At 63.9% G+C, this 25,093-nt stretch carries 27 protein-coding genes and 5 pseudogenes; 26 read left to right on the top strand and 6 right to left on the bottom strand.

What is annotated here, in order from left to right; all coding sequences use genetic code 11:
* The first annotated feature begins 41 nt into the window (after window positions 1-41).
* On the top strand, window positions 42-1,535 hold the full coding sequence (locus NW75_RS02950; protein ID WP_231564908.1) for a methyl-accepting chemotaxis protein: 1,494 nt from the start codon (window positions 42-44) through the stop codon (window positions 1,533-1,535).
* Between the two features lie 84 nt (window positions 1,536-1,619).
* On the opposite strand, the gene flaF is transcribed toward NW75_RS02950, so the two are convergent.
* The gene (gene flaF / locus NW75_RS02945; protein ID WP_033963658.1) at window positions 1,620-1,979 is read right to left on the bottom strand and encodes a flagellar biosynthesis regulator FlaF; all 360 of its coding nucleotides are present in this window, start codon (window positions 1,977-1,979) and stop codon (window positions 1,620-1,622) included.
* A 155-nt stretch (window positions 1,980-2,134) separates the two neighbouring features.
* Between flaF and motA the strand changes: the two genes are divergently transcribed.
* From motA to NW75_RS02880, 12 genes and pseudogenes are all read left to right on the top strand, one after another.
* Complete coding sequence (gene motA / locus NW75_RS02940) at window positions 2,135-3,019, top strand: flagellar motor stator protein MotA (protein ID WP_033963657.1); 885 nt, start codon at window positions 2,135-2,137, stop codon at window positions 3,017-3,019.
* Window positions 2,946-3,320 (top strand): STAS domain-containing protein, encoded by a 375-nt coding sequence (locus NW75_RS02935; protein ID WP_405052977.1) that lies wholly within the window; start codon window positions 2,946-2,948, stop codon window positions 3,318-3,320. The genes motA and NW75_RS02935 overlap by 74 nt, the downstream gene beginning before the upstream one ends.
* The gene (locus NW75_RS02930; protein WP_033963654.1) at window positions 3,317-3,682 is read left to right on the top strand and encodes a response regulator; all 366 of its coding nucleotides are present in this window, start codon (window positions 3,317-3,319) and stop codon (window positions 3,680-3,682) included. Before NW75_RS02935 ends, NW75_RS02930 begins: the two co-directional genes overlap by 4 nt.
* Window positions 3,679-5,839 (top strand): annotated as a pseudogene (locus NW75_RS02925) (chemotaxis protein CheA). Before NW75_RS02930 ends, NW75_RS02925 begins: the two are co-directional and overlap by 4 nt.
* Window positions 5,836-6,341 (top strand): annotated as a pseudogene (locus NW75_RS02920) (chemotaxis protein CheW). Before NW75_RS02925 ends, NW75_RS02920 begins: the two co-directional pseudogenes overlap by 4 nt.
* 44 nt (window positions 6,342-6,385) lie before the next feature.
* Window positions 6,386-7,222, top strand: coding sequence for a CheR family methyltransferase (locus NW75_RS02915; protein ID WP_231564907.1), 837 nt, complete (start codon window positions 6,386-6,388; stop codon window positions 7,220-7,222).
* Window positions 7,219-8,259, top strand: coding sequence for a protein-glutamate methylesterase/protein-glutamine glutaminase (locus NW75_RS02910; RefSeq protein WP_033963652.1), 1,041 nt, complete (start codon window positions 7,219-7,221; stop codon window positions 8,257-8,259). The genes NW75_RS02915 and NW75_RS02910 overlap by 4 nt, the downstream gene beginning before the upstream one ends.
* Window positions 8,259-8,648: a response regulator gene (locus NW75_RS02905; protein WP_010404669.1), complete on the top strand. Its 390-nt coding sequence runs from the start codon at window positions 8,259-8,261 to the stop codon at window positions 8,646-8,648. The genes NW75_RS02910 and NW75_RS02905 overlap by 1 nt, the downstream gene beginning before the upstream one ends.
* 64 nt (window positions 8,649-8,712) lie before the next feature.
* On the top strand, window positions 8,713-9,513 hold the full coding sequence (locus NW75_RS28060; RefSeq protein ID WP_443024432.1) for a chemotaxis protein CheD: 801 nt from the start codon (window positions 8,713-8,715) through the stop codon (window positions 9,511-9,513).
* A gap of 1 nt (window position 9,514) precedes the next feature.
* Entirely contained in the window at window positions 9,515-10,345 is an 831-nt protein-coding gene (locus tag NW75_RS02890; protein ID WP_033963646.1) for a flagellar motor protein MotB, read from the top strand.
* A gap of 13 nt (window positions 10,346-10,358) precedes the next feature.
* Window positions 10,359-10,811 (top strand): hypothetical protein, encoded by a 453-nt coding sequence (locus NW75_RS02885; RefSeq protein ID WP_033963644.1) that lies wholly within the window; start codon window positions 10,359-10,361, stop codon window positions 10,809-10,811.
* A gap of 55 nt (window positions 10,812-10,866) precedes the next feature.
* On the top strand, window positions 10,867-11,508 hold the full coding sequence (locus NW75_RS02880) for a PilZ domain-containing protein (RefSeq protein WP_033963642.1): 642 nt from the start codon (window positions 10,867-10,869) through the stop codon (window positions 11,506-11,508).
* Window positions 11,509-11,557: 49 nt separating this feature from the next.
* Here NW75_RS02880 and fliP read toward each other — a convergent pair whose 3' ends face one another.
* From fliP to NW75_RS02865, 3 genes are read right to left on the bottom strand one after another with little or no spacing between them, the layout of a single operon-like run.
* The gene (gene fliP / locus NW75_RS02875; protein ID WP_033963639.1) at window positions 11,558-12,310 is read right to left on the bottom strand and encodes a flagellar type III secretion system pore protein FliP; all 753 of its coding nucleotides are present in this window, start codon (window positions 12,308-12,310) and stop codon (window positions 11,558-11,560) included.
* A complete protein-coding gene (locus NW75_RS23415; RefSeq protein ID WP_081988599.1) occupies window positions 12,303-12,953 on the bottom strand; it encodes a flagellar biosynthetic protein FliO in 651 nt (216 codons plus the stop codon). Before NW75_RS23415 ends, fliP begins: the two co-directional genes overlap by 8 nt.
* The gene (locus NW75_RS02865; RefSeq protein ID WP_033963637.1) at window positions 12,953-13,189 is read right to left on the bottom strand and encodes a FliM/FliN family flagellar motor switch protein; all 237 of its coding nucleotides are present in this window, start codon (window positions 13,187-13,189) and stop codon (window positions 12,953-12,955) included. The genes NW75_RS23415 and NW75_RS02865 overlap by 1 nt, the downstream gene beginning before the upstream one ends.
* 112 nt (window positions 13,190-13,301) lie before the next feature.
* Between NW75_RS02865 and flgC the strand changes: the two genes are divergently transcribed.
* From flgC to NW75_RS02810, 10 genes and pseudogenes are all read left to right on the top strand, one after another.
* Window positions 13,302-13,709: a flagellar basal body rod protein FlgC gene (gene flgC, locus NW75_RS02860; RefSeq protein ID WP_033963734.1), complete on the top strand. Its 408-nt coding sequence runs from the start codon at window positions 13,302-13,304 to the stop codon at window positions 13,707-13,709.
* Between the two features lie 12 nt (window positions 13,710-13,721).
* Complete coding sequence (gene fliE / locus NW75_RS02855) at window positions 13,722-14,042, top strand: flagellar hook-basal body complex protein FliE (protein ID WP_033963636.1); 321 nt, start codon at window positions 13,722-13,724, stop codon at window positions 14,040-14,042.
* Window positions 14,043-14,053: 11 nt separating this feature from the next.
* Complete coding sequence (locus NW75_RS02850) at window positions 14,054-14,317, top strand: flagellar biosynthetic protein FliQ (protein ID WP_033963635.1); 264 nt, start codon at window positions 14,054-14,056, stop codon at window positions 14,315-14,317.
* 4 nt (window positions 14,318-14,321) lie between these two features.
* Entirely contained in the window at window positions 14,322-15,107 is a 786-nt protein-coding gene (gene fliR, locus NW75_RS02845; protein ID WP_081988598.1) for a flagellar biosynthetic protein FliR, read from the top strand.
* A 3-nt stretch (window positions 15,108-15,110) separates the two neighbouring features.
* Window positions 15,111-16,634 (top strand): EscU/YscU/HrcU family type III secretion system export apparatus switch protein, encoded by a 1,524-nt coding sequence (locus NW75_RS28055; protein WP_443024431.1) that lies wholly within the window; start codon window positions 15,111-15,113, stop codon window positions 16,632-16,634.
* Between the two features lie 7 nt (window positions 16,635-16,641).
* Window positions 16,642-17,778 carry a flagellar basal body P-ring protein FlgI gene (locus tag NW75_RS02830; protein WP_033963633.1) on the top strand — a complete coding sequence of 379 codons (1,137 nt, stop codon included), beginning with the start codon at window positions 16,642-16,644 and terminating at the stop codon, window positions 17,776-17,778.
* Window positions 17,775-18,078 (top strand): annotated as a pseudogene (locus NW75_RS02825) (rod-binding protein). Before NW75_RS02830 ends, NW75_RS02825 begins: the two are co-directional and overlap by 4 nt.
* Window positions 18,068-18,592, top strand: coding sequence for a hypothetical protein (locus NW75_RS02820; protein WP_231564906.1), 525 nt, complete (start codon window positions 18,068-18,070; stop codon window positions 18,590-18,592). Before NW75_RS02825 ends, NW75_RS02820 begins: the two are co-directional and overlap by 11 nt.
* 158 nt (window positions 18,593-18,750) lie before the next feature.
* Window positions 18,751-20,052 (top strand): sensor histidine kinase, encoded by a 1,302-nt coding sequence (locus NW75_RS02815; RefSeq protein ID WP_081988597.1) that lies wholly within the window; start codon window positions 18,751-18,753, stop codon window positions 20,050-20,052.
* Window positions 20,053-20,129: 77 nt separating this feature from the next.
* Window positions 20,130-21,347 carry a histidine-type phosphatase gene (locus NW75_RS02810; RefSeq protein ID WP_033963631.1) on the top strand — a complete coding sequence of 406 codons (1,218 nt, stop codon included), beginning with the start codon at window positions 20,130-20,132 and terminating at the stop codon, window positions 21,345-21,347.
* Here NW75_RS02810 and NW75_RS02805 read toward each other — a convergent pair.
* Window positions 21,344-21,634, bottom strand: coding sequence for a chorismate mutase (locus NW75_RS02805; RefSeq protein WP_081988603.1), 291 nt, complete (start codon window positions 21,632-21,634; stop codon window positions 21,344-21,346). The two genes, NW75_RS02810 and NW75_RS02805, sit on opposite strands and share 4 nt — an antisense overlap.
* A gap of 107 nt (window positions 21,635-21,741) precedes the next feature.
* Here NW75_RS02805 and NW75_RS02800 point away from each other — a divergent pair, with 107 nt between their 5' ends.
* Together NW75_RS02800 and NW75_RS02795 are read left to right on the top strand one after the other, a co-directional pair.
* Complete coding sequence (locus NW75_RS02800; protein WP_033963629.1) at window positions 21,742-22,758, top strand: polyprenyl synthetase family protein; 1,017 nt, start codon at window positions 21,742-21,744, stop codon at window positions 22,756-22,758.
* A gap of 99 nt (window positions 22,759-22,857) precedes the next feature.
* Window positions 22,858-23,046: a hypothetical protein gene (locus tag NW75_RS02795; protein WP_033963628.1), complete on the top strand. Its 189-nt coding sequence runs from the start codon at window positions 22,858-22,860 to the stop codon at window positions 23,044-23,046.
* 13 nt (window positions 23,047-23,059) lie between these two features.
* Here the strand turns inward: NW75_RS02795 and NW75_RS02790 are convergent.
* Window positions 23,060-24,008 (bottom strand): annotated as a pseudogene (locus NW75_RS02790) (cation diffusion facilitator family transporter).
* Window positions 24,009-24,133: 125 nt separating this feature from the next.
* Between NW75_RS02790 and NW75_RS02785 the strand changes: the two are divergent.
* Window positions 24,134-25,093 (top strand): annotated as a pseudogene (locus tag NW75_RS02785) (DEAD/DEAH box helicase); the annotation flags it as partial.

The following is a 25,093-nucleotide window of genomic DNA, read 5'->3' as shown; positions in this document are numbered from 1 at the left end:
AGTTTGCGCAATTCGGACAGCGCATAACCGCGCTGCATGCCTTGACCGACAAGGCGGCCAAGCTGGGCGCGCTGAATCGCAACGATGAAGCCAAGGCGGTACTTGCCCAGGTCGATGCAATGCTCGAACCGTTGTCGAAGGACACCGTGGCCTTCAACGATCGTATCATCGCCGAAGGGCAAAAGCTCTCCGACCAATTAAGCGCTGACGCGGCATCCACCAGCATGACGCTCACGATCGTGAGCATCCTTGGTATCGCCATCGGCATCGGCCTTAGCATCGTCGTCGCCCGCAAGGGCATCACCGGGCCGCTGCACAAGCTGCAAGGCACCATGAGCAAGCTCGCCGATGGCGACAATTCGGTCGACGTCCCTTGCGCCGTCCGCAAGGATGAAGTTGGCGACATGGCCAAGGTCGTCCTTGTTTTCCGCGACAACGCAGTCAAGCTTGAAGAAGCGCAGGCCGCCAAGGCAAAGGACGACGCGACACAGCATATGGTCGTTGCGACCGTCGGTGAAAATCTCGGCGCGCTGGCCGCTGGCGACCTGACCGCGACGATCAACGCCGATTTCCCCGGCAACTATGCCGAACTCAAGACCAACTTCAACGCCGCCACCGCAGCGTTGCGCGGCTTGATCGGCGGGGTCGTGGAAAGCACCTCGGCCATCGGCACCGGCTCGACCGAAATCGCGCAGGCGTCGGAAGATCTCGCACGCCGGACCGAAGGCAATGCCGCCAGCCTGGAGGAAACCTCCGCCGCGATCACCCAGATCGATGGTCGCCTGAAGGCGAGCGCAGATGCGGCCGGGCGCACCGTTGCCCGTGCCGACGGCGCGATCGCCACCGTCTCGGGCGGTCGTGAAATCGCCGATGAAGCGGTACAGGCGATGGGCCGCGTGTCCGAAAGCGCCAAGGGCATCGACAGCGTGATCGAAGGCCTCGACAAGATCGCGTTCCAGACGCGCGTTCTGGCGATGAACGCGGCCGTGGAAGCGGGCCGTGCAGGCGACGCCGGTCGCGGCTTCGCGGTCGTCGCCGATCTCGTCTCGGCGCTGGCAATGCGCGCCGAAGAGGAAGCCAAGCGCGCCCGCGACCAGTTGACCGTCACGCAGAGCGAAATTCTGTCCGCGGTTGGCGCGGTGCAGAAGGTCGATGGCGCGCTGGTCAACATCGCCGGTGACGTTGGCGAAGTGCACAAGCTGCTCGGCGACATGGCCGCCGACAACCAGGCCCAGGCCGCCGCGATCTCGCAGATCAGCGTTGCCGTCGGCAGCATGGACCGTGCGACGCAGCAGAACGCCGCGATGGTCGAACAGACCTCGGCTGCCGCCCGCAACCTGACCACCGAGGTCAGCTCGCTGTCGCAGCAGACTGCACGCTTCGACATTGGCGGCAATGCCGCCGCTCGCCCGGTGGCCCGGCCCGCTGCAAAGCCCCGCGCCGCTGCGCCGGCCAAGAAGGAAAAGGCCCCCGCCTATACGTCGCCGGTGAAGGCGCTTGAATCGGTCAATGGGGAGGATTGGGCCAGCTTCTGAGCCCATCCAACCCAAACAAAAGGGGCACCGCAGGTTCTCTGCGGTGCCCCTTTTTGTGTCCGAGCGACGGGAGCGGCGGGAAAGTCAGTTCACCAGCGAAGGTGCGCGCAGCCCTTCCATGATCGTGCGGTTCAAATCGATCAGTGTCTCGATCTTTTCCCGGCCCATCATCACCTCGGTGGTGAAGCGGTCGACGAACAGCGCCAGCGAAATGATCTGCGCGCGCAATGTCTCGGGCAGCGCATTGCCTGGGGCGGCGCAATCGCTGGCAAAGGTACACCACATCTCGCGGTTGCGGTGCAGCGGCTGGATCAGCGCTCCGCCCGACAGGCGCGCAGCCTGCGCATCCATCAATTCGCCGGTAATCTGGCTCAGCAGGCGGGCCTCGGCCGCGCGCGGGGTTTCGGCGCGGCTCCGGGCACTTTGATAAGCATGCAGTGACATGAAATCTCCTCTTACGGTTCTGTTATCATTCTAGGCGGTCGGAGGCCGTCATCTTGGGAGGATTGCAGATTTAGTATCGTTCCCGCGCCCAAGCGCCCGCGTTCATCCTATAATCAAAGGGTCACCCACCTTTCATTGCGGACGCGTTATCCATCATGCTGAACGGTATCGGCTTCATAGTGATCCTCGGCTGCGTGTTCGGGAGCTTCCTGCTCTCGGGCGGCAAGCTGGCGGTCGTGCTGGAAGCGCTGCCGCACGAGCTGATGGCGATCATGGGCGCAGCGATCGGGTCCTTCATCGTCGCCAATTCGCTTGGCACGATCAAGAAGGCGATGGGCGGCTTGCTGCGCGCGTTCAAGGGCGAGCGCTGGAAGTCGAGCGACTATCGCGATCTTCTGACCATGATGTTCGGCTTGCTCACCACCTTCAAAAAGGGTGGCGCGACCGGGATCGAACCGCATCTCGACACGCCGTCGGAGAGCAAGCTGTTCTCGCCCTATCCGCGGCTGCTCAAGGACCATCACCTGATCGAATTCATCTGCGACTATCTGCGGATGATGACGGTCAATTTCGAAGACCCTAACCAGCTTGAATCGGCAATGGATGCCGATATCGACAAGCACCACCACGAGGAACTGGCACCGCAGCACGCGCTGCAGATCATGACCGACGGCTTGCCCGCAATCGGCATCGTCGCCGCCGTGCTCGGCGTCATCAAGACAATGGGCTCGATCGACCAGCCGGTCGAAGTGCTCGGCGCGATGATCGGCGGCGCGCTGGTCGGCACCTTCCTCGGCGTGTTGCTGTCCTACTGCATCGTCGGCCCGCTCGCATCGAAACTGCTCGAAGTGATCGAAGCCGATTCCAAACCCTTCCTGGTCGCGAAATCCGCGATCGTTGCCTACGCGCAGCACGTGCCCGTTCAGGTCGCGGTGGAAATTGCCCGACGCATGGCGCCCTCGGCCCATGCCCCAACCTTCCAGCAGCTCGAAGCCGCACTCGACGAGGCGAAAAATGAACTCAATGCCACCCCCGCTTGACCCCGAGACCGCATCGTCGGTGATCCACCTGCCATCGCATGCGACGACGGTGACCGCCGAGGATCTGCTCGCTCGGCTCATCAACGCCGCCGACGACGGCGCAACGACCATCGACGCGTCCGCGAGCGAGAGCATTGGCCAGGCCGCGCTGCAAGTGTTGCTCGCCGCGCGCATCGAAGCGCGCGACGCCGGACATGAATTTCACATCATCGACCCCAGCCCCGCCTTCGTCGAACGAATGGAGAAGTGCGGTCTTGCCGACGCGATCGGCCTCATCAAAACCATCGGAGACCAGGCGTGAGCAAGTTGATCCTGACCGTCGATGATTCTGCCAGCATGCGTATGCTGCTGAAGGCATCGTTGACCGCACAAGGCTATCGTATCGAAAGTGCCAATGACGGCGAGCATGGGCTTGAGCGCATGCGCGAAGTCCAGCCCGACTTGCTCATCACCGACATCAACATGCCGAAGATGGATGGGTTCGAGCTGATGGAGGCGGTGCGCGCAGAGCCCGCCTTCCGCGGCACACCGATCCTCGTGCTGTCCACCGAATTCTCCGACGAGAAGAAGATGCGCGCCCGCGAGGCTGGCGCGACGGGGTGGATCACCAAGCCGTTCGACCCGGCAAAACTGGGAGCCGCCATTCGGCGGGTATGCTCATGAGCGACGAAATGGACGAAATCCAGGGCATCTTCTTTGAAGAATGCGCTGAAGGGCTGGCCGTCGCCGAGCAGGGCCTGTCGGCCATGCGCGCGGGCGACCTGTCGTCGGAAACCATTGCCGGCGTGTTCCGCGCGGTGCATTCGATCAAGGGCGGCGCCGGCGCGTTCGGTCACGCTGCCCTGACCGCCTTTGCCCATCGTTTTGAAAAACGTGATGGACGAGGTACGTGCCGGTCGCATTCCCGCGACGCCCGGTGTGACCGATGTCATGCTGTCGGCCTTCGACATTCTGACCGACCACGTCGCCGCCGCCCGCGGCACCGCACCCTTGCCCCAGGATTCTGCCGTCCTGGCCGCGCTGGAGAACGTGTTGGAGACAAAAGGCGTCGGCGTCGGCGGCGGTGCTACCGCCGCACCCGCACCCGCGCCCGCCACGCCCGACGCGCCCCAGCCGGAGGCCGAGGAAAGCGACGAGGACGAATTCGGGTTCCGCCCGGTTGGTGTCGCGCTCGACATCTTCGATGCGACGGAAGAGCCGGTCGAGCCCGACTGGATCATCGATTTCGCACCGTCGCACGCCGCCTTGGCCAATGGCGGCGAGCCGCTGCTGCTGGTGCGGGAAGTCGAAGCGCTTGGGGGCTCCATTGTTAGTGTCGACCTGTCGGCGCTGCCACCGCTGCGCGAGATGGAACCCGAGCAGAGCTATCTGCGGTGGACGATCCGCGTCCCGGCAAGCATTGAAGAAGCCGCGCTGACCGACTGCTTCGATTTCGTCGCCCCGGATTCGCTCGTGAGCATTGCGCGCGCAGAGTCGGTTGTTCCGGCAACCTCTGCCGCGGCCACCGATCCCCTCGACCAGACCTCGGACGACATTGCCGATGCGGAGCCCGAACTGTCGGCACCGGTGCTCACTTTGGTATCGACGACAGCACCGTCGCCAAGCGCGCCAACGCTCGAGCGCGCTTCCGAACCCGCCGCGCAGACCATCCGTGTCGACCTGATCAAACTCGACTTGCTGCTCAATCTGGTCGGCGAACTGGTCATCCGCAACTCGATCCTCGCGGATCGCTTGACCCCGGCCGACCAGCAGCGCGTCGAACTTCCGGAACTGGCGCGCCTGACGCGCCAGATCCAGGACAACGTGATGTCGCTGCGCGCGCAGCCGATCCGTCAGGCATTCAGCCGCGTGCCGCGCATGCTGCGCGATCTCTCGGCCGAAACCGGGAAGCAGGTCATCCTGGAGACCACGGGCGAGACGACCGAAGTGGACAAGGGCGTGATCGAGAAGATCGGCGACCCGCTGACCCACATGATCCGCAACGCGATCGACCACGGCATCGAACCGCCCGCCGACCGCATCGCCAAAGGTAAGGAAGCCCAAGGCACGATCCGGCTATCGGCCGAACAGAAGGGCGCGCGCATCTTCGTGCGCGTGGCCGATGATGGCCGCGGCATCGATCGCGTCCGGGTCCGCGCCAAGGCGATCGAAAAGGGCATCATCCAGGCGGATGCGCAACTGACCGACGAAGAGATCGATCAGCTGATCTGCGCGCCCGGCTTCTCGACCGCCGAGACGATCTCGAACATCTCGGGCCGCGGCGTGGGCATGGACGTGGTCCGCTCGAACGTCGAGGCACTGGGCGGTCGGGTCGAGATCGCCTCGACCCCCGGCGAAGGCACGACCTTCACGATGATCCTGCCGCTCACGCTGGCGATCCTCGACGGGATGATCGTGCGCCTCGGCGGGCAACGCTACGTCCTGCCGCTGGCGAACGTGATCGAAACCGTCCAGCCGGCCCCCGGCCAAGTCAAGCGCACCAGCCCGACCAACGAAGTGATCGACATGCGGGGCCAGTATCTGCCGGTCAAGCGTGCGACCGACATCTTCGATCTGCCCGGCAGCAACCGCAGCCTGGAAGATTCGCTGGTGGTGATCGTCGAAAGCGAAAGCGCCGGCCATGTCGGCCTGATCGTCGACACGATCGATGACCGTCGCGAGGTCGTGATCAAGAGCCTCGACCAGAACCTCTACCCGATCCGCGGGCTGGGTGGCGCGACCATCCTGGGTGACGGATCGATCGCCCTTATTCTCGATATCGAGGCACTGGTCGCCTCGAACAGTTTCAACCGCTTCACTCCAAAAGGAATCGCAGCATGAGCTCCCTCGACCATCGCACCGCGAACAAGCAGGCCGACCGTAAGATCGTGACCTTCTCGCTGGGCCATCAAACCTTCGGGATCGACATGCACTCGCTGATCGAAATTCGCGAGTGGGAAGAGCCGACTCCGCTGCCGACCGTCCCGTCGTTCATCAAAGGTGTCACCAACCTGCGCGGCAACGTCGTTCCCGTCATCGGCCTGGCCGAGCGCCTTGGCTGGGAACCCAGCAAGATCCATGCGCGGAGCTGCGTGCTGGTGGTCTCGATCGGCGAAAAACAGGCCGGCTTCCTGGTCGACGAGGTCAGCGACATCGTCTCGATCGGCGACCAGGAAATTCAGCCGCACCCGATGTCGAAATCGGCGAACCGAGCGTCATCCTGGGCCTGGTCCGGGTCGAATCGCGGACGATGGAAGCGCGCGGCGACGACACCGGGCAGATGATCCTGCTGCTTGATCTCGATGGCCTGTCGCTGACCCGCCATCTGGAACTCGTAGCGTGACCGCGGCCGGGGGCGCCCCCGCCGCGCCCGCCGGCGGCACCACCATGACGAACGCAGAACTGACCTCGTCGGATTTCGCAGCGATCGCAGCGATCATGCAGAGCGACGCGCGTATCTCGCTTAGCGCGGGCAAGATGACGCTGGTCCAGTCTCGACTGGCCAAGCGGCTTCGGCAACACGGCTTGGCGCATTTTCGCGATTATGTCGCGATGGTGCAGTCGGACGAGACGGAACGCGCGTCGATGGTGGTCGCGCTGACCACCAATCACACGCATTTCTTTCGCGAGGTCCATCACTTCGACCATTTCCGCAAAGTCGTTCTGCCTGAACTGAAGCAACGGGCTGCCAAGGGGCACCCGATCCGCATCTGGTCGGCAGGATGTTCGAGCGGGGAGGAAGTGTACAGCATCACGATGTGCTTGCTCGGCCCCGATCGGGCGTCGGCAAGCTGGCTGCGGCACGCCGATGTTCGGCTGCTCGCAACCGATCTGTCGCCGCCCGTGGTCGAAGCCACCCGGCGCGCCGTCTATGACGCGGCGACCGTCCGCCCTATTCCCGCCGAGTATCGCTCGACGTGGATGCGCCAGGACGGCGAGGATTACGTCATGGTCGACGAAGCGCGTGCGCTCGTCACGGCCAAGGTGCTGAACCTGTTCGAACCGTGGCCGCTGCGCCAACTCTACGACGTGATCTTCTGCCGCAACGTGATGATCTATTTCGACGAGGAAGCGAAGGCCGAGTTGGAAGAGCGCTTCGTCGATCAGCTTGCGCCAGCGGGACACCTCTACATCGGCCACTCGGAACGTCTCATCGGGGTCTCGGCGACCCGGATGCGATCGAGCGGCCAGACCATTTATGCCAAAATCGAGGGCCAAACATGACCCGCCGTGTCCGAACCCTGATTGTCGACGACAGCGCCACGATGCGCGCGACGCTCAAAATGATGCTGTCTGCCGACCCCGAAATCGAAGTCGTCGGCATGGCTCCCGAGCCGTTTGCCGCACGCGAAATGATCAAGTCGCTCAATCCCGATGTCCTGACGCTCGACGTCGAGATGCCGGGTATGGATGGCCTGTCCTTCCTGGAACGGGTCATGCGCCTGCGGCCCATGCCGGTGGTGATGTGTTCGACGCTGACGGCGCATGGTGCCGAGGTCACGATCGAGGCGCTGCGCCTGGGCGCGGTCGATTATATCGCCAAGCCCACCGGCACGCCCGAGGACATTGCACGCGATGCGACCCTGTTGTGCGAGAAGGTCAAGGCGGCCGCCCGCGCTTCGGTGCGGCCGGGGCCGACGCCGAACCTCCCGCCTGCCAAGGGCGGTGGCGTCGGCAAGGGTTCGATCATCGCGATCGGTTCTTCCACCGGCGGCGTCGAGGCGCTGTTCTCGGTGCTGAAGGCGATGCCCAAGGACAGCCCGCCGATCCTGGTCGTCCAGCACATGCCAGCAGCGTTCACCCGCAACTTCGCGGCACGCCTCGATGGCGAATGTGCCGTAAGGGTGGTGGAAGCGACCAATGGCAGCCCGGTCGAGCAGGGAACCGTCTATATTGCTCCTGGGGGGAAAGCACATATGGAACTCGCGACCAACGGCGACCGCCGGATCAAACTGCGCGAAACCGACCCGATCAGCGGCCATCGTCCTTCGGTCGACGCTCTGTTCCGCTCGTTCTGTCCGGTCGCGTCCGGATCGGTCGGAGTGATCCTGACCGGCATGGGATCGGACGGGGCGCAAGGCCTGCTCGAAATGCGACGCGCCGGTGCGCGCACGCTGGGGCAGAACCGGCAAACCTGCGTGGTCTACGGTATGCCGCGCGCGGCGATGGAAATCGGCGCGGTAATGGAAGAAATCAGCCTGTCCGCCATGCCCGAGGCGATCCTTGCGGCATGCCGGGCCAAGCCCCTGGGAATTGTCTGATGCCTGCCGCTGCACAGATCAAGGTTATGGTGGTCGACGACCAGACGAGCATGCGCGCCATGATCCGGCGCACGCTCCAGGATCTCGGCTTCAAGGATGTGCGCGACAAGGGCAGCGCAACCGAGGCGTTGAGCGCGGTCCGCAGCGACCGGGTTCATCTCATCATTTCCGATTACAACATGCCCGAAATGGACGGACTCCAGTTTCTCGAGCAAGTCCGGGCCGACCCGGTGATCGGGAAGACCGTCTTTATCATGCTGACCGGTTCTTCTGACCGCGATCTTGTACAAAAGGCGGCAGCCCTCGGCGTCAACAACTATGTCGTAAAGCCGTTTGCGCCGGCTGCCCTCAAGGAAAAGATTGAGCGCGTCTTCGGCGCGTTGACCTGACGCCATGCGGAGGATCAACATCATCCAGGGCGAGCATTGCGTCGTATCCGAACCGGATACGATGGTGACGACCCTTCTCGGCAGCTGCATCGCAGTCTGCCTGAACGACAGCGTCTCTCGGATCGGGGGCATGAATCATTTCCTGCTCGGCGAACCGGGAGCCGATGTCAAACCGCGGCCCGACGAGATGCAGCGCTATGGCGTCCATGCCATGGAATTGCTGATCAACGGAATGATGGCCAAGGGCGCGTCCCGGGCGCGGCTGAAAGGCCATATCTATGGCGGTGCCAACATCATTGCCGGGCTGGGCTCGATCGGGTCGCAAAATGCGGAGTTCGCGCGTCGCTTCCTTGAAACCGAAGGAATCGAGATCGGGCACGTCGACATTGGCGGGCGCTCCGCCCGCAAGGTCGAGTTCATTCCCTATCAGGGGTTGAGCCGCAGCAAAAAACGTTTCGGATGCGGTCCCCCTCGTCCGCGCGCCCGTCCCTGTCATTGCCCCGCCCAGCGATGGCGAACTGGAGTTGTTTTGATGGCCTATCTTCCCTCGATCACAACCCAGGACGGAACCCCTGTCACAGCCTTCGACCCGTTTTCGGGCCTGTTGCACGGCGTGATGGCGGCCGAGCTGCGCGAAATCCGCGAACAGTTGGAAGGGTTGGCCGAAGTGCTCGTCGCGGACGAACACTTCGTGACCAGCTTTCTGGAACAGCTCCAAAGCTTCGATTACCTGATCCAACATGCCGATGAATGCGCCAATCTGATGGACCGCATCGCGGCTGGCGAAAATTCGGTGGAGGCGATCAAGCATGTTCGCCTTGGCGCGGTGCAGGAACGTCTGCGTATCGCGCTGATCGGAACCTGACATGGCTGGCAAAGCGGCCAATGATCGCCCGATCATCATCAAACGGGTCAAGAAGATCGCTGGCGGCCATCATGGCGGGGCGTGGAAAGTGGCTTATGCCGATTTCGTGACCGCGATGATGGCGTTCTTCATGCTGCTGTGGCTGCTGTCGAGCCCCGACAAAGCGAAGCTGAAGGGCCTGGCCGAATATTTCACGCCGTCCCCGCCCAGCAGCGCCAGCGGCACAGGCCCGCAAGGCGGCGCACCAGGATCGGGGGCGGGCAGCCGCTCCAAAGGCAGGACTTCGACCGAAATTGCGGCAGCCGGCCCGGCGCGCGGCGGCACCGCCAATGTGCCCGATGCGTCGCAACGCGTTGTCGCCGCCGAATTGCAGATCGCGATCGACAGCGTGCCGCAAGCCAATGACGGCCAGAAGAACGTCACTCTGGCAGTGGCTCGCGACGGCCTTCGCATCACGCTGATGGACAATGACCGACAGTCCATGTTTCGCGCCGGCACGGCGGAGCTCAACCCGTATGCGCGCGTAGTGCTTGGCAAGCTTGCCGAAAAACTGTCCCGCTCTTCGGCACAACTGGCGATCGAAGGGCATACGGACGGCACCGGCGGCCAAAGCGACGCAAACTGGCAATTGTCCGGCGCGCGCGCGCTCGCCGCGCGCTCGGCGTTGATCGCGGCGGGCATGACGCCCGATCGCTTCGCCGAGATCGTTGCGCTGGGTGCGAGCCAGCCGGTCTATCCCGAACAGCCCGATCGTGCGGAAAACCGGCGCATTACGGTTGTCGTGATGGGTCAGCAATCTGCGCTGCCCAGCGACGCCAGCTTCAAATTCTGAGGAGATCCGGTTCGTGAAACGCGCGCTCTCCCTGCTGTTGCTGCTCATCCTTGGCGTCGCGATCGGCGGCGGTGCGGGCTATGGTGCAGTTCTGCTGTTCGCCAAACCGGGCGGCAGCGAACCCAAGGCCGCTGCGACACCGGCAGCAGAACCGCCGCGCAGCTTTGTGTCCAGCGCCAAGATCCTCGCTCCGCTGGTGTTTTCGGACGGTCGCCTCGCTGGTTACGTGAATTTCGACGTGTCGCTCGAAGTCGCGAGCGACAAGGCCGATATGGTGACGTCGAAGCTGCCGCTGATGCTCCACGCGATCAACATGCGCACCTGGCGAACCCCGCTCGCGACCGGGCCCGACGGCCTGTTGGCCAATATCGGCGGATTCCGCGACGTGGTGCGTGCCGCATCGACCGAGGCATTCGGTGAGGGCACGGTCAAGCGCATCGCAATAACACGCGCCGAGCCCGCCTGACGGGTCGATCATCCTATAAAAAGAGGGGATACTCTTTTTTTCATGAGAGACGATCATGACCTCTGTTGAACCTCACCCACCGGTCGATCCCTCAATCGCCTCACCGGAGGGACTGCGCCAACGCGCGCAGCGAACCGTTACGACGCTCATTGCGGCGAAGCTTGAGCTAGGCCCGGGCAAGGAAGCGCTGTGCCGATTGCGCAACGTGTCGACGACCGGCATGTTGGTGGAGACAGGTCAACCGCTCACCCGCGACGATGCCGTCGTCATCGAACTCCGCTCGGGCGAGCGCCTGTCGGCAACCGTGGTATGGACCGACGAAGGGCGTGTCGGCATCCAGCTCGACCATGAAATCGATGTAGCGAGCACCTTGCGACCGCAGGTGGTAAAGGCAAAGGGCCATATCCCCGCGATCGGCCGGGCCCCGCGCTTCGCCGTCGCTGCGCCAGGCCGTTTGAGCAGCCTCGGTCGGTCATGCCCGGTCACGGTCGAAAATCTCTCGCAGAGCGGCGCGCGGTTGACGCTGTCCACCGACATCCCGCTTGACGCGCCCGCCACGCTGACGATCCCTGGACTTTCCCCGCGCGCGTGCTCGGTGCGCTGGCGCAACGAGCTTCATGTCGGGGTCGCCTTCATCGAATTGATTTCTTTTGCCGAGCTGTCGGCGTGGCTCGCAGGCGCAAGCCGCAATAATTAAACCGACGCCCCCAAAGCCCCCCGCCTTTGCTGGAGGGGGGCGGTCGGGTTCACGTCGTGCCGAAGCTCTTGACCAGCGACCCCGCGACCAGCGCCCACCCATCGACCAGCACGAAGAAGATGATCTTCATCGGCATGGCGATGGTCGGCGGGGGCAGCATCATCATGCCCATCGCCATCAATACCGCGGCCACGGCCAGATCGATGACGAGGAACGGCAGGAGCAACAAGAAGCCGATCTCGAACGAGCGGCGCAGTTCGGAAATCATGAAGGCCGGGGTCAACGTCGTCAGCGCGACGTCTTTGCGCGCCGTCGGCTTCGCATGCGCCATGTCGATAAACAGCTTCAGATCGTCATCGCGCACCTGTTTCAGCATGAATTGCCGGAACGGCTCGGCGGTCGCCGCAAAGGCTTGCTCCTCGGCGATTTTGCCTGCGGTATAGGGCTTGATTCCCTGGTCCCACGCCTTTTCGAAGGTCGGGGCCATGACGAAGAAGGACAGGAACATCGCGAGACTGATGATCACCGGATTCGGCGGCACGCCCTGGGCACCGATGCCGGTGCGCAACAGCGACAGCGCGACGACGATGCGGGTGAAGCTGGTAACGGTCATCAGGATGCCGGGCGCGAGGCTCAACACCGTCAGCATCAGCACCAATTGGATCGCCCGGCCCGATACCGACCCGCCAGCGCCAGCACCGGGCAAGCCCAATGCGGATTGGGCCAATGCGGACTGCGCGTGCGCGGCGACCGGGATCAGCAGCGCAGCTGCGGCGAGCGCAAACAGGGCCGACTTACGCAACGACGTTCGCCCGATGATGCTGCTCGGTCAGATGGTCCAGCAATGCCGACACCGAACGACGCGGCGTGGACGAGGCGGAAGCGACAGCGGAGACAGGCAAAGACTGTTCGCGCGAGGGCGAAAGCGACGCCTGAATCAAGGCCGCTTTGTCGCGGCGCGACTGGAGATGGTCGAGCAGCAGCGTCAGGGCAGTGCGCAACTCGGTTTCGGGTTCCGGCGCGGTCTCGTCGCTGACGATAGCATCCTTGCTGTTTCCAGGCGTCGGTTCCGACGCCTGGCCTTCGCGCTCACGCGCCGCCATTTCAGGGACTACCGTCTGCGCGATTGCCTCCCCAGCCATCGCGGTGCCGACCGCAGCCGCTCCGTCAGAGGGGATAGACGGCAGGATACCGCTTTCGACCACCATCTGCCCATCCGGGCCGATCAGGATCAGATGTTCACAGCCATCGCGCCGCACCAGGGCGAGCGAGCGTTTCCCGTCGAGCGTGACCCGCTCGACCACTTCCAAGCGCCGCCCGCGACCGAGCGTAACGCGCCCCGGCAAGGCGATATTGTAGCGCCGCACCACCCACAGCGCACCGCCGAGCAAGCCAAGCACGACCCCGAGCGCCCCCATCGTGCGCAGCAGCGACAGCACATCCATCAGTTGCGGCTCTTGCGCGTGATTTCGGTCACTTCCAGCGACATCTCCTCGCTGTTGACCAGGATCCGGCCCTTGGCGATCAGCTCGCCATTGACGAACACCAAAGTCGGGTCGTCCTGCCCGCAATCGAGCGGGATCATCGCGCCGCGGCTCATTTGCAGGATCTGGCGGATCTGAACCTGGGCCGAGCCCAGAACGATCGACAGCTCGACTTCGATATCTTCGAGGATGGACAATGCACGGCTCCTTCCCCCGAGTTATAGGATTATTTTTCCGCATTGACGGTCTGGCTAGGCAATAATTGCCTATGAAGGAGGGGTGACGGCACGGAGCCGGTGGAGCGACTTCATGGATCTCAAGACATCGTTGGCAGTATCGGCATCGGGTTTGCGCGCGCAGTCGCTGCGGATGCGGGTGATCGCGGAAAATCTCGCCAACCAGGATTCGGTCGCGCGCACCGCCGGTGGCGATCCCTATCGCCGCCGGGTCGTCAGCTTTCAGGCCGAAGTCGATCGGGCAAATGGCGGAACCGCCGTCAAGATTTCCAGCGTCGACGCCGACAAGACCGCCTTCACCAAGGTCTACATGCCGGGCAGCCCGGCCGCGGATGCTCAGGGGTACGTCCTGAAGCCCAACGTCAATCCCCTGCTCGAGGCCGCCGACATGAAGGACGCGCAGCGCTCCTACGAAGCCGACCTCAACGCCATCGAAGCGGCCAAGAACCTGACGATGCGCACCATCGATTTGCTGAAATAAGGAAGAGCGACAATGTCCATCGGATCTCTCGACGCCAGCTCGGCCTATGGCCGTACGCTTGGCCTTGGCAACACGCTCAAGACCGGCTCGACCAAGGAAACCGCGCCCGGCGCATCGGGCGGCTTTGGCGGCATGGTCGAGGCGATGATCTCCGACACCTCGACGCAATTGCGTGCCGCCGAAAGCGCCTCGGCCAAGCAAGTCGCGGGCAAGGGCGACTTGATCGACGTGGTGACCGCGATCGGATCGGCCGAAACCGCGCTCGACACGATGGTCGCGGTGCGCGATCGCGTGGTGAACGCCTATTCCGACATCATGCGCATGCAGATCTGAGGCGCACGCCAATGGATGCGCTCGCCGCGATGGAGCTTGCCCGCGCTTCCTTGATTCTGGTGATGACGATCGTCGGACCGCTGCTGATCACCTCGTTGATCGTCGGCGTCGCGATCGGCCTGTTGCAGGCGCTGACCCAGATCCAGGAAATGACGCTGACGTTCGTTCCCAAGATCATCGCCATGGGCGTGGTGATGCTGCTGTGCCTGCCGATGATCGGCGGTGCGCTGTCCGATTTCATGGCGCGGATCAGCGGCATGATCATCGCTGGCTGAAAGGGTGCTCGCCCCCCTCGCCCCGCCATCGTTCGACCTGTCGCATCTCGATGTGCAGGCGACCGCGTTCCTCATCCTGTTCGCGCGCGTCGGCACGGTGTTGATGCTGCTGCCGGTCTTTTCCGAGGATGCCGTGCCCGGGCGGATCCGCTTGATGATCGCGCTGGGCATGAGCATCGGCCTGTGGGGCGTGCTTGCGCCGTTGATGCGCACGGCGGCCGCGGCGGGCGGGGCGCTGCCGGCGGTGCTGCTGGCAGAACTGATTACCGGGCTCGCAATCGGCGCGCTGGTCAAGATCGTGTTCAGCGCGGTGTCGATGGCGGGATCGATCATCAGCTCGCAAATCGGCCTGTCCTCGGCGCTGCTTTATGATGCCTCACAGGGCGGCCAAGCGGCGTTGCTGTCCAAGTTCGTGACCGTCGCCGCCGCCGTGGTGTGCATGTCGATGCACGTCCACCATTTGTGGATTGGCGCGATCGTCGAATCCTATCGCACCTTCCCGATCGGCGGCATGCCACCAGCGCATGATTTCCTGCGAGCCGCGCTCGACGCGGTGGCGCGCGCGATGACGCTGGGAATCGGCTTGTCGGCCCCGTTGCTGGTCTACGGCATCGTGTTCAACGTCGCGCTTGGCCTCTCGACCCGGATTGCGCCTGCGATCCAGCTCTTCTTCATCGTCCAGCCGCTCAACATCCTGCTCGGCCTGGCGGTGATGGCGATGACGCTGGGCGGACTGCTGACCGGCTTCGCGCAGGCGATGGCCGCCTATATGCAGACAAGCTGGAACTAAAGCGTGGCCGACAACGACCAGAAAACCTTCGATCCCACCGAAAAGAAGCTCGCCGACGCGCGTGCCAAGGGCGACATGCCGTCGTCGCCCGAGATGAAGCACGCGGCCATGTTCGCCGCTGCCATCGTCGTGGTCGGCGGTATGGGCACCTATACGGTGCAACAGCTCGGCGTCATCTTCGTGCGGTTGTGGGGCGGCGCGGACGATTATCTGTTCAATCCGCAAGGGGCCGAAAATTTCGCAATCGGTCTTCTCGGTGCGGTCGGCCTGGCGGTGGCACCGTTGCTGGGCGTGTTGTTCGTGTTCGCGCTGCTTGGCGGTGTGTTGCAGGGGCGACCAAGCTTCGCGCTCGCCCGGCTCAAGCCGCAATGGTCGAAGCTCAACCCGTTTTCGGGCCTAGGCCGCATGTTCGGCCCACGCGCGCTGATCGAGTTCGGCAAGACGCTCGCCAAAATGACCGGCGTTATCGTCATTGCGACCAATGTCATCTGGCCCAAGATTGTCGGGCTGGACCAGTTGGTCGGCGCCGATCCGGCTGCGGTCACCGCCGCCGCAGTCGGGGTCGTGCTCGCCATGATCAAGGCGGTGGCGATCCTGGTCGCCGCGCTCGCCATTTTCGATTTCGTCTATCAGCGCTGGTCGTTCACCAACCGCATGAAAATGTCGCTGCAGGAGATTAAGGACGAGCATAAGGAACAGGATGGCGACCCGCTGATCAAGAGCAAGATCCGCGCGATCCAGATGCAGCGCGCGCGCAGCCGGATGATGTCCGCCGTGCCCGATGCCAGCGTGATCATAACCAATCCGACCCATTATGCGGTTGCGCTGAAATATGATCACGCGCTATGGCCGCGCCGATTGTGGTGGCCAAGGGCGTCGACGCGATCGCCGCCAAGATCCGCGAGATCGCGACCGCCAATGGCGTGCCGATCGTCGAGAATGTCGCGCTCGCGCGCGCGCTCTACGCCAGCGCGGAACTGGATCGCCCGATCCCGACCGAGCATTTTGCCGCAGTCGCCGAAATCATCAGCTACGTTTTGCGCCTCGCCCGCGGGCGCTGAGCCTTACACCTCGATGTCGTGCTTCGCCAGTTCGACGCGAACGCGGACGTCAATGTCGTGGAAGATCTGCGCCAGCACCGGATCTTCGGGTTGCTCGGTCGTTTGCGCCCACTCGACGATCTCGCGCAAGCGCGTCGGTGCCGCAACACCGACCAGCAACTCCTGGTGCAGCCGCTCGAGCATGTCGAGGCCACGGCTCGCGTCGCGGGCAATCCGGCGGCGGCGCTCGATCGGCGCTTCGTTCATCGCCAGCGTAACCAGCATTTCAACGCTTGGCATCGCCGGCGCGGTCGGCGCGGGGGTCGGTGCCTGCACGGCGTGGGGATGCAATTCCTGCGCGGCGAACTGCGCCGCCGCCTTGGGCAACGCGCCCAAGAGCAGGGTCCGTGTCACCGGCACTGTCAGGGCATCGATCCGCACCGAAACTTACACCTCCAGACCGTCATCGGCCATACCTATCCTATAAGAGATTCATGAGATCTTTTCCACGAATTCGCCGCTTTATCCGACAAGGGCTGCGCGCGTCCGCGACGCTTGCGGTTGTGCTCGGTTGCGTCTCGCCCGGCATCGCGCGAACGCGGATCAAGGATATCGTCAATGTCGAGAATGTCCGGCCCAACCAACTGGTCGGATATGGCCTCGTCGTCGGCCTGGCCGGCACCGGCGACCGGATGCGCAATTCGCCCTTCACCGAGGAATCGATGCAGGCGATGCTCGAACGCATGGGCGTCAACATCCGGGGCTCCGACATGAAGACCCAGAATGTCGCGGCGGTGTCGATCACCGCGTCGATGCCGCCCTTTTCGCGCACTGGCTCCAGCATCGACGTTCAGGTCGCGGCGCTCGGCGATGCCTCCAGCCTGCAGGGGGGCACGCTGATCGCTTCGTCGCTGCGCGCGCTTGATGGGGAAATCTACGCCGTCGCACAGGGCCCGGTCGCGGTATCGGGCTTCAAGGCGCAAGGGGCCGCCGCCAGCATCAGCCGCGGTGTTTCGACCTCGGCACGGATCGCCGGCGGCGCGATCGTCGAGCGCGAGGTGCCGTTTGCGCTACGCACCGCGACCAGTCTGAAGCTCGCACTGAAAAACCCCGACTTTACGACGGCGCAGCGAATCGTGACCGCGATCAACGGCCGTTTCTCGGGGACGGCCGAGATGCTCGACCCCGCCACCGTCGAAATCGCGCCGCGCGGAGGCTTTCAGGGTTCGGTCGTCGATCTGATGACACAGATCGAGACGATCGACGTCGATGTCGATCAGCCGGCGCGGATCGTCATCAACGAAGCGTCCGGCACCGTCGTAATGGGCGCGGACGTACGGATAAGCTCGGTCGCGGTGGCGCAGGGTGGGCTGACCATCAGCGTCACCGAAACTCCGCAAGTGTCGCAGCCGGGTCCGCTTTCCAGCGGCCAGACGACGGTCGTCCCGCGCACGCAGGTATCGGTCAACGACGGTAACGACGCCCATCTCGCGCTGATCGGCGGAGGCGCATCGCTCAAGACGCTGGTCAGCGGGTTGAACGCGCTCGGCGTTTCCCCTCGTGACCTCATCACCATTTTGCAGGCGGTGAAGAGTGCAGGCGCGCTCCAGGCCGACATTGAGGTCCAATGACGATCGAAATCCCGACTCCTGCTGCGACCGTCGGCGCGGCACCCGCCAAGGCCGCAACGCCCGCGCAAAAGGCCACCGCCCAGTCCTTTGAGGCGGTGTTCCTCGGACAGATGACGCAATTGATGTTCGAAAGCGTGCAGACCGGCGAGTTTTCCGGGGGGCATGGCGAGGAAATGTTTCGCGGTGTTCTCGCTGAAAAGCTCGGGACTGCAATTGCCCAAAAGGGCGGCGTCGGCCTTGCCCCCGGCGGTGCTCGCTCAAATTCTAAAAATGCAGGAAAATGCTGACAATGGACGATGACCTGATCGATCTTGTGACGTCGCTCTCGCACTTGATGGAGCAGGAGAGCGAGGCGCTGACCCGAAGCGGCCGCTTGCAGGGCTTGGCAGAACTCGTCGCGGCGAAATTGCGGTTGGCTGGACAAATCGAGGCCGAAGTTACGAAGCGGGAGCGCGAAACTCCCGATTGGGCCGATGCCCTGTCCGAGGAACAGCGTGCCGAAATGGCGCTTGTCTTCGGGCATTTACGCGACGCCTCGATCGTCAACGCGCAGATTTTGGAGCGGCAGATCGCGTTTTTCGAGCGACTTGATGCGCGCGATCGCAGCAGAAGCACAGCGCGCTACGGGAAAACGAAGTTCTACCTATGGCGCGTCAGGCGACATGATGCGGATCGACTTGCCCGCGCCGATCTCGATCAACGCACGCCTCTAGCGCAATTTCCGAGCGGGGTCGGTCTGTCGACACCGCAAGACCGACTCACATCCCGATCTTCGCGCGTACGTTCGAACACGCGTTTTGTTTCCACGATGTGACCGGATAAATTGTATAAAAGCGACATCCAACCAAGGCTCCTCGAAAAATTCGGGCCAAATCGGCCAATTTTCATACTATAAGACGATGCCAACGCGGCATTCGCCGCTTTTTATTGTTATAAAACCGTGGCATCCGGGATCGCAGAGAGGAAATATCGATGCGATCCAGCAGCGCCTTACGGTTATATGACAACGGTATCATTCCTTCGAATGATGATGGCGTTAGTCCTTATCTGGGACTCTTGGCGGATTGCGCCGCACGAATTCTTTGCGCCTCCGATACGTCGTCGATGCTGAACGCCCTTTTTGAGTCAGTCCGCGTCAAGCTGAATCTGAGTGTGTATTTCTGCTATCGTTACGATGGCAGGAATGGCCTCATCCTCGAAGAACATGGCGGCCTGACCCCGACGCAAAGCGGAGCGGCTTCCCATCTTGCCCTCGGTCAAGGTCCGTGCGGGCTGGTGGCTGCGGATCGCGCGCCGCATGTTTTCAATCGGGTTCGCGGCTCAAAGGACGCGCGGCTCGCTTATGCCCGCGCAATCGGGCTCGCCGCTTATGTCGGGACGCCGCTGATGCAGGGTGATACCTTGCTTGGCACCCTCGGCTTTGGCCGCAAGGCGACGATGCCATTCAGTCGCGCCGAAGTGCAGTTCCTGCGTGCAATCTGCAGCTTCGTCGCCATCGCCAAAAACCGTCTGCGTACCGAGCTGACCCTGTGGGAGACGACCTGTGCTCGCGATGCGCTTGCCGTCGAACAAACGCGGCTCGTCGATCGCATCGCCACTTTATCGCGCTTGTCGGATACATCCGCTGTCGCTTCAACGCTTGCCCATGAAATGACGCAGCCGCTCACCGCCGCCGCAAACTATATCGCCTCCGCCGAAATGGCGCTCGGCGGGCTGGGAGATGCCGACATCCTGCGTCGCCTCGTACAGGCCCGGACCCAGATTACCCGATCGGCTCAGATCATCGCCAAGGCACGCCAATTGGTCGAAACCGGAACGGTCGCGAACGAGCATGCCAACCTTTGTGAAGTGCTGTCGGACTCGCTCGAACTTGCGCTCGCCGATCACGATGGTGCCGCGCCCGCGATGATTTATGATATCGACCCCAGCGTCACCGCGCTCGTCGGAGACGGTGTGCAGATCACCCAGGTGATGACGAATTTGCTGCGTAACGCGGCGACCGCTTTGCGCGGCGTCGCGTCACCGACCATTACCGTTTCCTGTCGCCGGACACAGGACGGCACGGTCGAGATCGGCGTAATCGACAATGGTCCCGGCTTCGATCCGGAGGCCGATAGTGCGCGTTTCCATCAGCGGGCGACCTCAACCACAGGTGGTCTAGGCATCGGCTTATCGGTATGCCGATCCATCGTAGCTGCGCATCACGGTACGATCCGCGCCGAAAACACCGCCCAGGGCGGCGCGGCAGTCTACTTCACGCTGCCGGGCCAATGAAAGCAGCCCAGAGCCCACCTTCAGGGATTGCCATGCTGTCATAATTGTGCGGCATAGCGTCCGAAGGAGATGGTCGCATGCGCACTTCACGAACCGGACGAACGTTGGCCGCGCTGGCCGCAATGCTGGCGGGTGTCGCGCTGACTGCCGGAGCGCCAGCGGACCCGTTACAGGTTGATCGCGTCGTCCTGATGATGCGTCACGGCATCCGCCCGCCCACCAAAGCGCAGCCGATGCCGATCGGTACCGCCGCCGCCGCTTGGCCGACTTGGAGCGTCAAGCCCGGTTGGTTGACCGAACACGGTGCCAGCGCGATCGTGGCGGTGGCCGATTTCGACCGGATTGGCTTTATTAAAGCGGGGCTGCTGCCCTTGACCGACTGCCCCACCCGCATCGCGCTCCTTGCCGACAGCGACCAACGCACCATCGCGACCGCAGCAAGCTATGCCAAGGGCGTCGCCCCTGGCTGCTCCCTCACCATAGAACATCGTCCGCAGGACGAGCCCGATCCGATGTTCAACCCAATCGAGAGCGGGCAGGCCCCGCTTGACCCTGCGCGCGCCGCCGCCGCCATCGACGCGGCGGTGGGACCGCGCGGGATCGCCGCGACCGAGCGCGGCATGAAACCGCTGCTGATTCGCCTGGACCGCGTGTTGTGCGGATCCGCGACCGCGACTTGCGGCGTGGCGCGCGAGCCGACCACCATCCGCCCGGCTACGGCCACCTCACGGCCCAAGCTCGGCGGCGCACTCGACCGTGCGTCGACCGCAGCGCAGATTCTCCTGTTGGAATATGCGGAAGGCAAACCGGCAAACGAAGTCGGCTGGGGCCGCGCCACCGCTTCCGACATCGCGGCTTTCGGAGCCTTCCATGCGCTCGAATTCCGGCTGCTGGCGCGACCACCTTATATCGCGACGCGCAATCTGGCCGGTCTGTCGCCGCGCATCGCGACCTGGCTTACCGATGAAGCCCCCACCGCCCCGAAAGTGGCGTTGATTGCTGGTCACGATACGAACGTCGCCAATCTTGCCGGAGTGCTAGGCCTGCACTGGAACGTCCCCGGGATTGCAGCGGATGATCCCGTACCAGGTGGGGCCATCCAATTGGAACGGCTGACCGACGGCAAGGGCAACCATTATGTCCGCGCCAGCTATCGCGCCCAATCGCTGTCCGAGTTGCGCGCGGCGACGGCCAAGACACCCTATCACAAAGTATTACCAATTGCGGGCTGCAAGGCACGCGGCATCGATGGCCTGTGCACGCTGTCCGATTTTCTGGCAAAGCTTCGTGGTTAACGTGTATCCGTAACGCGGACGCGCTCGTGATGACGAATGACCTCGTCGATGATGAAGCGGAGGAACTTCTCGCTGAAATCGGGATCGAGATTCGCATCATGGGCAAGGCCTCGCAACCGCGCGATCTGTGCTTCTTCACGACCCGGATCGGCAGGCGGCAAACCAGCCTCGGCCTTATAGCGACCGACCGCCTGCGTGGTCTTGAAGCGTTCGGCGAGCAAAAAGACGAGGGCGGCATCGATATTGTCGATGCTCTGGCGGTATCCGTTCAGCGTTTCGTCGGTCACCATCCACTCCTCATCAGCCGTCGACGCTCTTTTGCGTGCGCTGACGGCCCGGCGCAACCCGAGAAAGACTTGCCTTTAGCGCGCCACGCCGCCACATCGCAGCGCAGATGAGCGCCACCATTCTCCGCATTGATCCTTCGCGTGCCCAGCCCTCGCTGGAGCCCATGGTGCAACTCGTCGCGGGTGACCTGAATTTGGTCAACGCGGTCATCCTGTCGCGGATGCAGTCCGAAATTCCGCTGATCCCGGAACTTGCGGGGCACCTCATCGCGGGCGGTGGCAAGCGGATGCGCCCGATGCTGACGCTCGCCAGCGCACGGTTGCTGGGCTATCTGGGGTCTCGCCACCACCGGCTGGCCGCCGCCGTCGAATTCATCCATACCGCCACGCTGCTGCACGACGATGTGGTCGATGGGTCGGATTTGCGCCGGGGCAAGCGCACCGCCAATCTGATCTGGGGCAACCCGGCCAGCGTTCTGGTCGGCGATTTCCTGTTCAGCCGGTCGTTCGAACTGATGGTGGAAGACGGCTCGCTCAAGGTGCTGTCGATCCTGGCGGGCGCGAGCGCGATCATCGCCGAGGGCGAAGTCAACCAGTTGACCGCCGCCCGCCGCATCGACATCCCGGAAGAACGCTATCTCGACATCATCGGGGCAAAGACGGCCGCGCTGTTTGCGGCGGCGTGCCGGGTCGCGGCGGTGGTGGCGGAGCGCCCCGAGGCGGAAGAACTCGCGCTCGACGCTTATGGCCGCAATCTCGGCATCGCGTTCCAACTGGTCGATGACGCAATCGATTACGTGTCCGACGCAGGCACGATGGGCAAAGACGCGGGCGACGATTTTCGCGAAGGCAAGGCGACGCTCCCCGTCATCCTTGCTTATGCCCGCGGCGGTGCCGAAGACCGGGCGTTCTGGAAGGCGGCAATCGAGGGCCATCGTAACCGCGACGAGGATTTCGTGCGAGCGATCGACCTGGTGCGCTCGACCCACGCAGTTGACGACACGCTGGCGCGCGCGCGGCATTACGGGCAACGCGCGATCGACGCGCTCGGCATCTTTGGCAATGGCAAAGCCAAGGATGCGATGGTCGAAGCCGTCGAGTTCGCGATCGCACGCGCCTATTGAGCGTCAGTCACGGCGATTTGGCTCCTTTGTCGCCGATCCGCATTTGTCGCACCGCCTCCTTTCCAGTACCTTCAGTGCCGGACTGCAGGAGCGTCGGAGATGTTCGTCGATTTCCAAACTGGCTGGCCGCCGCCTGAGCGCTGGGAAGCCAAGCCCGCACCGACGCCAAACCCGCGTCGGGAAAGCATCGCAGCGTGGATTATCGGTTTCAACCTGGTGATGCTGTTGGTCGGCCCACTGGCGGGCGTCACGCTGTTTGATGCCGTAATGGCGGCATGGCGGCATTGACCGTCGGAGACGTCTAGCAGCCACGCACCTCGGCATCGCCTGCTTCAGCGCCGGACAATTCCACCTGCAACGTCGCATGGCCGATGCCGAAACGGCCCTTGAGCATAGCGCGCGTCGTATCCAGGAAGGCGTCGCCCGGATGGCCCGCCGGTATCACCAGATGCGCGGTCAGCACGGTCTCAGTCGTGCTCATCGGCCAGATATGAACGTGGTGGACACGCGCGACGCCTGGCAGCGCGCGCAGTGCGTCCCACACCTTGTCCGAATCGATGCTGCGCGGCACCGCCGCCAGCGCCATCTCGACCGATTCGCGCAGCAGGCCCCAGGTTTGCAGGAAAATCAGCACCGCGATGACGATGCTGACCACAGGATCGATCCAGGTCAGCCCGGTCCACCAGATTACCAGCCCCGACACGACCACCCCGGCCGATACCATCGCATCGCTCGCCATGTGGAGATAGGCACCGCGAATGTTGATATCGCCCTCACGACCGCGCAGGAACAGCAGCGCGGTCGCACCATTGACCAGGATCCCGGCTCCGGCGACCCACGCCACCGTCGGCCCGTCCACCGCGCGGGCATCGCCAGCCGCTGCACCGCCTCGAGCAGGATCGCGCCGAGCGCGACCAACAATAGCAGTGCGTTGAGCAAGGCCGCCAGAATGGTCGAGCCCTTCAGCCCATAGGTGAAGCGCTTCGATGCCGCGCGCGTCCTAGGGCAATTGCCGCCCACGCCGCGCACAGGCCGAGCACATCGGAAAGGTTATGCCCGGCATCCGCCAACAGCGCGACCGAGCCCGCGATCAGGCCAAACGCCGCCTCGCCGACGACAAAGGCGAGGTTCAGCCCGATACCGATCGCGAACGCGCGATCGTGACCCGCCACCGGCGCGTGGCTGTGGCCGTGGCCGTGCGAATGCCCGTGATGATCGCCGTGCCCGTGGGAATGGCTATGCCCCGCCATGTCGGTCTCCAATGTCCTAGCGCGGGCCTAGCATTTCAAATCCGTGAGATACTAGGACGCCGCACATGACAATTACGTCACGACGCGGTGGTTCCAAAACCGGCGCAAGGCGGTAGGAGCGAGGCGTGACGTCCACCCTCCCCATCCACGTCGTCCTGCCCGACCTGCTCCGCCACTTGCGAGACGCCCCCAACGCCGTGCTGGTCGCGCCGCCTGGGGCGGGCAAGACCACCGCCGTCGCGCCCGCATTGCTGGACGAGCCATGGTGCAGCGGCGAAATCCTGCTGCTCTCCCCCCCGTCGCCTCGCCGCGCGCGCCGCGGCCGAGCGGATGGCCGCCACTGCCGGTGAAAATGTCGGCCAGACCTTCGGCTATGCCACGCGGATGGATACAAAGCGCTCGGCGGCGACGCGCGTCACGGTGGTGACCGAGGGCATCTTCGTCGCGCGCATCCAGAACGATCCCGAACTCGCCGGGGTCTCCGCCGTGCTGTTCGACGAAGTCCATGAACGCAGCCTCGACAGCGACTTCGGCCTCGCGCTCGCGCTCGATGCGCAGGCCGCGCTGCGGCCCGATCTCAGGCTGGTGGCAATGTCGGCAACGCTCGACGGCGCACGCTTTTCCGGGCTGATGGAGGGTGCCCCGATCATCGAAAGCGCCGGGCGGATGCACCCGCTGAGCTTGCGCCATCTCGGTCGCGCCGCCGAAGCGCGGATCGAGGATTCGGTCGCCGCCGCAATCCGGCTGGCGCTGCGCGAGGAAACGGGCGGCATCCTCGCCTTCCTGCCCGGCGTCGCCGAGATCGAGCGCACCGCCGAGCGGCTGGAGGGGCTCGGCCCCGATATTCTGCTCCACCGCCTGCATGGCAGCCTCGACCCCGCCGCACAGCGCGCCGCGATCGCGCCCGACCCGCAAAAGCGGCGCAAGGTCGTGCTGGCGACATCGATCGCCGAGACCAGCCTGACGCTCGACGGCATTTCGGTCGTGGTCGATTCCGGCCTCGCGCGCGCCCGCGTTATGATCGCGCGGCGGGGAATGACGCGGCTGGTGACCGAACGCGCCAGCCAGGCCGCCCAGCGTGCCGT

This window comes from Sphingomonas sp. Ant H11 (assembly GCF_000797515.1).
In the GTDB taxonomy this organism is placed as follows: Bacteria; Pseudomonadota; Alphaproteobacteria; order Sphingomonadales; family Sphingomonadaceae; genus Sphingomonas.
Note: the sequence above shows the minus strand (reverse complement) of the source record. Positions and strands in the feature narration are given on the sequence as shown.

Coding starts and splice junctions, on each gene's coding strand:
- flaF (WP_033963658.1), bottom strand. CDS start 1,979: ATGTCACTGCATGCTTATCAAAGTGCCCGGAGCCGCGCCGAAACCCCG.
- motA (WP_033963657.1), top strand. CDS start 2,135: ATGCTGAACGGTATCGGCTTCATAGTGATCCTCGGCTGCGTGTTCGGG.
- NW75_RS02935 (WP_405052977.1), top strand. CDS start 2,946: ATGCCCCAACCTTCCAGCAGCTCGAAGCCGCACTCGACGAGGCGAAAA.
- NW75_RS02915 (WP_231564907.1), top strand. CDS start 6,386: ATGACGAACGCAGAACTGACCTCGTCGGATTTCGCAGCGATCGCAGCG.
- NW75_RS02910 (WP_033963652.1), top strand. CDS start 7,219: ATGACCCGCCGTGTCCGAACCCTGATTGTCGACGACAGCGCCACGATG.
- NW75_RS02905 (WP_010404669.1), top strand. CDS start 8,259: ATGCCTGCCGCTGCACAGATCAAGGTTATGGTGGTCGACGACCAGACG.
- NW75_RS02890 (WP_033963646.1), top strand. CDS start 9,515: ATGGCTGGCAAAGCGGCCAATGATCGCCCGATCATCATCAAACGGGTC.
- NW75_RS02880 (WP_033963642.1), top strand. CDS start 10,867: ATGACCTCTGTTGAACCTCACCCACCGGTCGATCCCTCAATCGCCTCA.
- NW75_RS23415 (WP_081988599.1), bottom strand. CDS start 12,953: ATGGATGTGCTGTCGCTGCTGCGCACGATGGGGGCGCTCGGGGTCGTG.
- flgC (WP_033963734.1), top strand. CDS start 13,302: ATGGATCTCAAGACATCGTTGGCAGTATCGGCATCGGGTTTGCGCGCG.
- fliE (WP_033963636.1), top strand. CDS start 13,722: ATGTCCATCGGATCTCTCGACGCCAGCTCGGCCTATGGCCGTACGCTT.
- NW75_RS02850 (WP_033963635.1), top strand. CDS start 14,054: ATGGATGCGCTCGCCGCGATGGAGCTTGCCCGCGCTTCCTTGATTCTG.
- NW75_RS02830 (WP_033963633.1), top strand. CDS start 16,642: ATGAGATCTTTTCCACGAATTCGCCGCTTTATCCGACAAGGGCTGCGC.
- NW75_RS02820 (WP_231564906.1), top strand. CDS start 18,068: ATGGACGATGACCTGATCGATCTTGTGACGTCGCTCTCGCACTTGATG.
- NW75_RS02815 (WP_081988597.1), top strand. CDS start 18,751: ATGCGATCCAGCAGCGCCTTACGGTTATATGACAACGGTATCATTCCT.
- NW75_RS02810 (WP_033963631.1), top strand. CDS start 20,130: ATGCGCACTTCACGAACCGGACGAACGTTGGCCGCGCTGGCCGCAATG.
- NW75_RS02800 (WP_033963629.1), top strand. CDS start 21,742: ATGAGCGCCACCATTCTCCGCATTGATCCTTCGCGTGCCCAGCCCTCG.
- NW75_RS02795 (WP_033963628.1), top strand. CDS start 22,858: ATGTTCGTCGATTTCCAAACTGGCTGGCCGCCGCCTGAGCGCTGGGAA.